The 9,147-nt window shown below is 26.5% G+C and carries 11 protein-coding genes; 8 read left to right on the top strand and 3 right to left on the bottom strand.

The genetic code is table 11. The features are described from left to right. Positions 1-106 precede the first annotated feature (106 nt). Both Q0K52_RS13950 and Q0K52_RS13945 read right to left on the bottom strand, forming a co-directional pair. Positions 107-1,099: an ankyrin repeat domain-containing protein gene (locus Q0K52_RS13950; protein WP_297300488.1), complete on the bottom strand. Its 993-nt coding sequence runs from the start codon at positions 1,097-1,099 to the stop codon at positions 107-109. An 18-nt stretch (positions 1,100-1,117) separates the two neighbouring features. Further along, entirely contained in the window at positions 1,118-1,267 is a 150-nt protein-coding gene (locus tag Q0K52_RS13945) for a hypothetical protein (protein WP_297300486.1), read from the bottom strand. Positions 1,268-1,387: 120 nt separating this feature from the next. Between Q0K52_RS13945 and coaD the strand changes: the two genes are divergently transcribed. From coaD to Q0K52_RS13925, 4 genes are all read left to right on the top strand, one after another. Then, positions 1,388-1,876, top strand: coding sequence for a pantetheine-phosphate adenylyltransferase (coaD, locus tag Q0K52_RS13940; protein ID WP_297300484.1), 489 nt, complete (start codon positions 1,388-1,390; stop codon positions 1,874-1,876). 17 nt (positions 1,877-1,893) lie between these two features. Next, on the top strand, positions 1,894-3,201 hold the full coding sequence (gene miaB, locus Q0K52_RS13935) for a tRNA (N6-isopentenyl adenosine(37)-C2)-methylthiotransferase MiaB (RefSeq protein WP_297300482.1): 1,308 nt from the start codon (positions 1,894-1,896) through the stop codon (positions 3,199-3,201). A gap of 28 nt (positions 3,202-3,229) precedes the next feature. After that, a complete protein-coding gene (locus tag Q0K52_RS13930; protein ID WP_297300480.1) occupies positions 3,230-3,847 on the top strand; it encodes a 4'-phosphopantetheinyl transferase superfamily protein in 618 nt (205 codons plus the stop codon). 94 nt (positions 3,848-3,941) lie between these two features. Then, the gene (locus Q0K52_RS13925) at positions 3,942-4,928 is read left to right on the top strand and encodes a FecR domain-containing protein (RefSeq protein ID WP_297300477.1); all 987 of its coding nucleotides are present in this window, start codon (positions 3,942-3,944) and stop codon (positions 4,926-4,928) included. A 5-nt stretch (positions 4,929-4,933) separates the two neighbouring features. Here the strand turns inward: Q0K52_RS13925 and Q0K52_RS13920 are convergent, their stop codons facing one another. Beyond that, positions 4,934-6,385 carry a hypothetical protein gene (locus Q0K52_RS13920; RefSeq protein WP_297300475.1) on the bottom strand — a complete coding sequence of 484 codons (1,452 nt, stop codon included), beginning with the start codon at positions 6,383-6,385 and terminating at the stop codon, positions 4,934-4,936. Positions 6,386-6,573: 188 nt separating this feature from the next. On the opposite strand from Q0K52_RS13920, the gene rplU reads away from it, so the two are divergent. The 4 genes from rplU to selD all read left to right on the top strand — a co-directional run bounded on the left by rplU (position 6,574) and on the right by selD (position 8,703). Continuing rightward, positions 6,574-6,885: a 50S ribosomal protein L21 gene (gene rplU, locus Q0K52_RS13915; protein ID WP_297300473.1), complete on the top strand. Its 312-nt coding sequence runs from the start codon at positions 6,574-6,576 to the stop codon at positions 6,883-6,885. After that, a complete protein-coding gene (locus Q0K52_RS13910; protein WP_297300471.1) occupies positions 6,885-7,241 on the top strand; it encodes a ribosomal-processing cysteine protease Prp in 357 nt (118 codons plus the stop codon). The genes rplU and Q0K52_RS13910 overlap by 1 nt, the downstream gene beginning before the upstream one ends. Beyond that, on the top strand, positions 7,231-7,485 hold the full coding sequence (rpmA, locus tag Q0K52_RS13905; RefSeq protein WP_008722752.1) for a 50S ribosomal protein L27: 255 nt from the start codon (positions 7,231-7,233) through the stop codon (positions 7,483-7,485). The genes Q0K52_RS13910 and rpmA overlap by 11 nt, the downstream gene beginning before the upstream one ends. Before the next feature lie 150 nt (positions 7,486-7,635). Continuing rightward, a complete protein-coding gene (gene selD / locus Q0K52_RS13900; RefSeq protein ID WP_297300468.1) occupies positions 7,636-8,703 on the top strand; it encodes a selenide, water dikinase SelD in 1,068 nt (355 codons plus the stop codon). Positions 8,704-9,147 lie beyond the last annotated feature (444 nt).

Below are 9,147 nucleotides of genomic sequence, written 5' to 3'. Positions count from 1 at the left end.
TAAATTATGATACACCTATGTTATACTTTAAAAAACTAAGGAATACTTAATGCAATATGTCTGGCTCCTGTGCAAAGTTTTTTATTATTTTTTAGAATAAAATAAGCTACATATAATTATTGAGATAAACACCTGATTCCATCAGCAAATCAGTAATATTTCCTGAAGATATAGACAATGGGGTCTCTCCCCTATTATTTTTCACATTAACATCGGCACCATTATCTATTAAAAACTTTATAGTATCATAAATATTTTTATAATCTTTATTATTTTCATCTTTTACCTGATATAAAGTATCCCTTGCCACCATAACAGCATATAATAAAGCGGTATTCCCATAGTTATCATAAGCATTTGTATCACAGCCATATTTAATGAGTAATTTTACAACATCTGGATTTAAAGTACCAAAACTATCTTTATTAGAATTAAAACAAGCGTACATTAATGGTGTAGAACCATATATATCCCTAGCATTTATATCAGCCTTATTTTTTATAAGTAAATCAACAGAAGTACTGCTATGAGAATAAGCGGCATACATTAAAGCTGTTCTTTCTTCATTATCTCTCATATCTATATTTGCCCCAGCATTAATAAGTATCTTAGTATAATCTGTAAAACTTTTATGTTCTATTTCAGTACAGCAAGAATACATTAATGCTGTTTTTCCTTCATCGTTTTTGGCATTTATATTTGCACCTTTCTTTATCAAAAAAGATATAATATTTTGAGAATTCGATAAATTTACTGCCAGCATTAATGGACGCATACTAAAATGATATGTGTAATAATCATATTCTGTTTCAATCTCTAAATTTGCCCCTAATTTTAAAAGAGTATCTATAGAATTTATATTTTTACAAAGTATTGCCCAATTTAATGGGGTATAAGTATAATAAGAATCCCCATATATAGATGCAAAAGAAGATTCCCTATTCAGATAAATATTATTTAAATTTACATTATAACTGATTACTATATTCTGAATCTCTCTTGTATTATTATTTTCTATTGCATCGTATAATTCTTCTATGTAAATTTGAGGAAATAATGACAATTTTAAAATAAATAAACATAATAAAATTTTTTTCATAATATAAAGCACCTCAATTTATAAAATATAGTAATTATTTATATAGTGATAATTATTGGATATGATATTTATATTAGAAAAAAATTTTTTATATACTAATTCCTGAACTGAACTGAACTGAACTGAACTGAACTGAACTGAACTGAACTGAACTGAACTGAACTGCATATAATCTCCGCAAGTATGAATATTTATATTATTATACAAAAAAAACAAAATGTCAACAAAAATATTAAAAATGATTCTTCTATATTGATATTATATTAATTTTGTATATAATCTATCATTATGAAAAATGGAAAAGTAATATTTCCGGGTACTTTTGACCCTTTCACATTGGGACATCTCGATGTTCTTTACAGATTGGCTGATATATTTGAAAAAGTTTATATATCTGTAGCTGTTAATTTAGAAAAATCCCCTACATTTACTATAGAAGAAAGAAAAAATATGATAAAAAAAGTAGTGGGAGAAAATGACACTATAGAAATAGTATCTATATCAGGACTTGTTACAGAATATATGAGGCAGAATGATATAAAAGTACTTGCCAGAGGAATAAGAGATAGTGAAGATCTATACTATGAACTAAAAATGGCTAGAATGAATAAATTATTATATCCTGAAATGGATACTATATTTTTACATACATCTGAAAATTATGCCTATGTAAGTTCTTCTTTAATAAAAGAAATACTTAAATTTAATGGCCCTATAAATGGTTTGGTACCAGAAATATTAGTAGATGAAATAAAATCCAAATTCATGAAAAATTAATAAATAAAGATTAGAATATGAAAAATTTTTACCTAGAAAATTACGGCTGTCAAATGAATAAGGCAGATTCAAATAGTTTAATTAATTCTTTAATGCAGGAAGGTTTTATACAAACAGAAAATCATGAAAATGCTGATAATATTATAATAAATACTTGCAGTGTAAGAGCACATGCTGAGGAAAGAGTATTTTCAAGGGTGAAATTATTTAATGCAAATAGAAAGAAAAACAAAAAAAATACTAAAATAATAATAATGGGCTGTATGGCTCAAACTTCTAAAGAACATCTTGAAAAACTCGGTGTTGATAAGATATTCGATGTATATAATGAAGTAAACATAATAGATTATTTAAAAGATGAAGAAGTTTTTGTAAGAAAATTCAATGATAATTATATATTTAATAAATCTTATGTAGATGAAGACAAGCCTCATAAAGCATTCATACCTATATCGCATGGCTGTAATAATTGGTGCACTTACTGTATAGTACCTCATACAAGAGGAAAAATGGTAAGCAGAAAATCAGGCGAAATCATAGAAGAATTAAAAAGATTAATAGATGACGGAGCTAAAGAGATAACATTACTTGGACAGAATGTTAATTCTTATGGACTTGATATTGATAATGAAATCAATTTTACAGAATTATTATACAAATTAGACAAAGTTATTTATGAAAAAGCTAAAGATAAGATTTGGATAAGGTTTTTAACATCTCACCCTAAAGACTTTGATAAAAATTTAGCTGATGCTATATGGAATTTAAATAGCTTATGCAAACATATACATTTACCTTTCCAAAGCGGTTCAGATAGAATATTAAACTTAATGAATAGAAAATATACAAAAGAAGAATATATCAAAAAAGTATCATATTTAAGAGATTATGCTGATGACTTCCCTATTTCAACAGATATTATAGTTGGATATGCTGATGAAACAGAAGAAGAATATCAGGAAACATTAAACTTACTTGAAAGTATAGGTTTTGAAGAAGCATACCTATATAAATATTCAGAAAGAGAAGGCTCTATTGCTCATAAGAAAAACATACAATACGATAAAGCTGCCGGAGCAAGAAGATTAACTAATCTTGTAAATTATCAAAGAGAATTAGCTCAAAAATTATTATCAAAACAAGTTGGTAAAAAAACTTCTGTAATGGTAGATGATATAGCAAAAGATAATATGCATTATTTATGCAGAAGCAAAGAGAATAGAATAATTTTAGTAAAAAAAGAAAGAGAACTTAATATGGGTGATATATTTAATGCTGAAGTTACAGAAATTAAGAGCCATACATTAATAGGTAATTTTATATAATTATAAAAATATTATAAGGGATTATTATATGACTTATTTAGAATACAATTTTAATGAGAATAATGATAGAGAAGAAGCTAGAAAAAGTTTAGAAAATTTAGTACTTTCTATGGCTCAAAATCATTATAATAAAAATAACCTTATTATAGAAAGAGAAGAAAATAAAAAACCTTATTTCAAAAATGAAAATAATTTATACTTCAATGGTACGCATACTTCAGAATTATTTGCTGCAGTTATGAGTGATGAATATAATGTTGGAATAGATGCTGAAAAGATAAGAGAAAGAGATTTTTTATCTATTGCAAAAGAATATTTTTATGAAAGCGAATACAAATGCCTTGAAACTTCTCAAAAATTGGAAATAGATTTCTTCACTATATGGACTATAAAAGAAGCATATATAAAAATGCTTGGAAAAACTATATTTGATATAAAAAATTCTATAGAAGTTGATTTAATTGAAAGGGAAATAAGAAAAGCTGACGGTCTATTCTTTGCCTCTTTTATACTTGATGATTCATATATAGTAAGCGTATGCTGCAATAGTAAAGGAAAAGAAGATATAAATTTAGTTCTTCCTGATTTTAATTTAAATATGCTATTCGCCTACCCTACTTTACCAAATATAGATATAAAAATTTGAATTTTGAAGCTATTGACTTTTTTAATACGACACTATACACTTATATTACTTAGTGGGATTTATTATCAACTATATCTTTTACTAAGGAGTGTTTATGTTTAATAAAATATTTTTAACAGCGATATTATTTGCTTTATTATTTAGCAATACTTTATTACCTCAGGATATTTCATTTAAAGTCACAGAAATATCAGGATTAGCATTCATAGAAAAAACAGATATAAGCAGAACATTAAGAGCTTTCCGCGGAAGCGAAGTTCATAGCGATTATAGATTAAGAACAAGCAGCAATACACAAGCAGAACTTACTTTAACAAGAAGAGGCGATAAAGTAGGAACTATTATAGTACCTCAAAATACTATAATACTTATAAATTCTACATCAGAAAAAGATGATAATACAATATCCTTGTCTCTATTAGCCGGATATATGAAAGTAAACATTATGAAAGATATAGGTTCATTAATAGAAGTACATACACCAAATATGTCTTCAATAGTGAAAGGCACACAATTTGATGTTGCATTTGCTGAAAATGGTTCTAGTATAGTAGTTTTAAGAGATGGAAGTATTGATGTAGTTACAGATAATGATCAAAGAATTTTAAATCCTAAAGAAGCATATATCAATACAATAGATAATAATTCAAGAGTAATAAATCAAAATGCTGACAGTGATCCTATAGTATTTTTAAATAAAGGCGAAGAAGATTCAAGAGAAGATTATATTTACACAATAGAAAATTTAATGAAAGCTATGGAAAATATACCATATAATAATGAAAATTTTGTTTCATTAGTTAATATTGAAGAAAGCGAAAAACAATTAAAAGATATGGAATTAAAACAATATAGAATGATAGCTGCTAATGAAGGATATTATAATACAATAATAAAATTAATAAATTTACAGCCTAGTAAAAAAAATGAAATGATAGCCTATGCTAGAAAATCATTAACGATATATACAGCAAATCAAAAAGCTATAAGCAAAATGAATACTTCAGTAACAAAAACTAGAGAAAAATTTGATAGAATAAGAAGAAAATTCGATGAAAGAATGAGTGCTTCTGCTAATTAAAGTTATTATAAATCAAATATATTTTTTACATCTGAATATTTTCTAAACTTAGAAATATAGAAAATTCTGTCATATTCAGCCAAAAGTATTTTAGCCCTCTTTATGAACTCATTTTCATCATAAACAATTAAATCTATATAAATATTATATATTCCCATAGCTCCGCCAAGTACAATGCCTATTTCATTTCCGCTATATTTACTTCCTAAAACCTCTCTTTCTAATCTTTCTTGTATTTCATATCTTTCATTTAATATTTCTTTCTTAATTTCATCATTATCACCTTCAGCATCATAAGTATAATACAAAAATATTGCTCTGGCACCGCATTTTGAAATTTCAACTATATCATTAACATTTTCATTATAATAATCATTAATTGTTTCATAATATGATGAAATGCCTGCTATTATATCGTATCTAAGTATATTAATATTTTTAGGTTCAAAAGTGTATGAGAAATATTGATTTATAGGATCTGTTATTATATCTTTTCTGAAAAAAGTTAATGTCTTTTTTATATATTCTTCTAATTCTATTAGAGGAATCATATTTATCAATTTTTTATTGCTGATATCAACATACCTTATATATATTCTAGATAATCCCTCACCTATTGAATTTTCCATCATAACAAAGAATATATTATAAGCTTCTTCTGTATCCACATCATTTAAATCTTTATTATAGAATATTAAATCAAATTTATCATTTTCTTCGTCAAATTCTATTTTTATAAGAACATCCTGCATTTCTATTTTTTTATTATTTAATTGAACAGAAAAATTTATTCCGTCAGAACTAGGCAAATAAGGCAAAAAAGTCCATTTTTCCTTTAATCTATCTGGCATAGATGATAATATTCTTGGAATAAGATAAAAAAGATAATTTTTTCCGTCAATAGAAAAAGTAATTTCATAATTTCTGCCGACATTAAAAGATATATTATTTGATATTATGTTAATTCCATTTGATATAAAATTTATTATATCCTCAGATTGATTCTCAACCATACTGGAAATTAAGAATTCATTTTCTTCAAACCATTTCCAAAACAAATCAATTCTTTTTATAAAATTCAAATTATTATCTTCATCTTCAAAGCATAAAGTATATAATCTTTTAGCAGCTTCTAATATATCTTTTTTTTCATAAGCATCAATTAACTCTATAGCCTTAGAAAGATACTGTTTAGCTGTTTCTTTTTCATCTTTATAAAAATAAGCATACCCTACCCTAAAATACCATAAAGGATCATCAACACCATCTTCTCTAATATACATCAAGTTATCTAAAGCCCCATTATAATCTTTTACATTATTTAAAGCTCTGGCCAATAAAGATATTATATTATAATCCTTTTCAAAATCATCTATAGAATTAATAAGCTCTATTATATCCTGATGCCTATTTTTATTATGAAGTTTTTTAATATCATCTAGTAATTTTTTGTTCATTTATTATTACCTTGCTACACTTATATATTACAATACTTTTATAAAAAAATCTATTTAATTAATATTGTAATTATTTTTTTAATTGTTATTCGTTTTTTAACTTGACAAAATTACATTAATATAGTACTATAAGATACTCATAGTATTGTACAAATTAAAAAATATATATAAATTGGAGATAAGCTACAATGTATGCAATCGTAGAAGTAAAAGGTAAACAATACAAGGTTGAAAAAGGCCAAGATATCTTAGTAGAATATCTAGGCGAAGAAGCTACAGAAGCTCCTGAAATTAAAACACTTCTTCTTAAAAAAGATGATGAAAGCGTTTTAGTTGGGACACCTTATGTTGAAGGCGTAAAAGTAAGTTCTAAAATAGTAGAAATGATGAAAGGTGACAAAGTTGTAATCGGAAAACACAAAAGAAGAAAAGATTACAGAAGAAAAACTGGTCACAGACATAAATACCATAAGATTACTATTGAAGATATATCTCTTTAATGTCATCTATTGTTAATGTAATTTATAATAGCGAATCTATTATAGAAAATTTAACAATACAAGGACATGCCGGAATAAAAAAATCTGGTGAAGGCTATGAAGTTTGTATAGCATTAAGTACTTTATCACAGGCTTTATATAGAGCTTCATTGGTTATTCTTGGAAAGAGATTTTTAAAATATAAAATAGATGATGGCCTTTTAAGTTTAGAATTAATTAATTTTGATAAACTTGAAAGTGATAAAAAAGAAGAATATAAAATAGTTAGTAATGGATATTTGATAGGTATAAAATCTTTAATTAAAGAGTATCCTGATTTTATAAAATATAAAGAGGAGTATAAAAATGGCACATAAAAAAGGTGGTGGAAGTTCAAAAAATGGACGTGACAGTCAATCTAAACGCTTAGGTGTTAAGGTTTACGGAGGTCAAAAAGTTATATCCGGCAACATCATAGTTAGACAACGTGGTACTCAGTTCCATGCTGGAAGAAATGTTGATATAGGTCGTGATCATACTATATTTGCTACTGCTTCTGGTTATGTTAAGTTCCATACTAACAAATTCGGAAAGAAAACTATTTCAGTTGTTGCTGAATAATAAAAAGCAATTTTTATATAAAAAAAATATCTCAGCTATTTTTTAGTTGGGATATTTTTTTAAACTTAATTTTCAACTAAAAATATTTGAATTTTTTGTTTAATAGTATATTATCTAATATAAAATCAAAATAATTTATAGGTGTTTTTTATGGACAATATTACAAATAATAAGGAAGAACAAATACAATTATTATCATGTGCTTTAGAAGGCGGATGCTCTGCTAAAATTCCGCCGGATTTACTCGAAAAAACTTTAGCACCATTAATGCAAACTAAAGTAGACTCTAACCTACTCTCTGATGTTGATATAGGAGATGATGCAGGAGTATACAAAATTTCAGATGATAATACTTTAATATTCACTGTAGACTATTTTCCGCCTGTTATAGCTGACCCTTATGGATTCGGTCAAATTGCCGCTTGTAACTCCATAAGTGACGTTTATGCTATGGGAGGAGAACCTAAATTAGCTTTAAATATAACTATGTTTCCTAAAGATGATTCATTAAATATTTTAGCAAACATATTAAAAGGCGGACAAGATAAAGCAACTGAAGCAGGAGTATTGGTTGTTGGAGGTCATACTATAACAGATACTACTGTTAAATACGGAATGGCTGTTATTGGTTTTGCTAATCCTAACAAAATCACAACAAATTCAGCAGCAAAAGACGGTGATATTATAATACTAACTAAACCTCTTGGTACTGGAAGCTGTTTAGCTGCTATGAGGCAGGGACTTGTAAAAGATCAAGATATAGAAGATGTATTTAATTCTATGAAAACTTTAAATAAAAAAGCATGTGCTATTATGAATAAATATGATGTAAAATGTGCCACAGATATAACAGGATTCGGATTAATAGGTCATGCATACAAAATGGCTTTAGCAAGCAATGTAACTATAGAAATTGAATCTTCAGCTTTACCAATGTTTAATAAAAGTTATGAAGTACTTGATATGGGCTGTATACCTGGTGCAGCATTTACAAATATGCGTTATGTTGGTGAAAATATATTAGTAGATGATAATGTTGATTATAATTTAAAAATGTTATCTTTCGATCCTCAAACTGCAGGCGGTTTATTTATATGTGCCAACAAAGATAATGCTGAAAATATATTAGCTGACTTATGGAGAGAAGGTATTGACTGTGCCTCAATCGTAGGAAAAGTACATAAAAAAGAAAAAGAATATATACATTTAGTAAAATAAACAATTATTTCATAATAAATAATAAAAGCTAGCACAATCATTTTGTGTTAGCTTTTTTATTATACCTAGTTAAAAATTTCTAGTATATACCTAAACAACTATATTTTGTCAATTTTTACTTTTTTGTAAATGTAATTTTTGTTTATTAATAGTATAAAATATTATTAAGTTTTGTTTGAAATGTGAAGTAAAAACAAGATTTGTGTCAAAAATGCAGTCTTTCGCGAAGCGTATCCGAGCTTGTCGAGGATATAGGTTCTTTGTGTCAATACCACAGGCACTCCTTTCAGTCGCAAAAGAACTGGGGGTGTGGGGGCTAGTCCCCACAAATAACCTAAATTTAAAATTGTATTTTTTGACAAACTCTAAAATTTTTAAGTTTGTCATTTTTTTATTCAACTTTTTCCCGCCGCAAAAAGTTGCAAAAAGTGCAAGGTATAAAAT

This window comes from uncultured Brachyspira sp. (assembly GCF_944390845.1).
Taxonomy (GTDB): domain Bacteria; phylum Spirochaetota; class Brachyspiria; order Brachyspirales; family Brachyspiraceae; genus Brachyspira; species Brachyspira pulli.
This window is presented reverse-complemented; position numbering and strand designations above follow the sequence as displayed.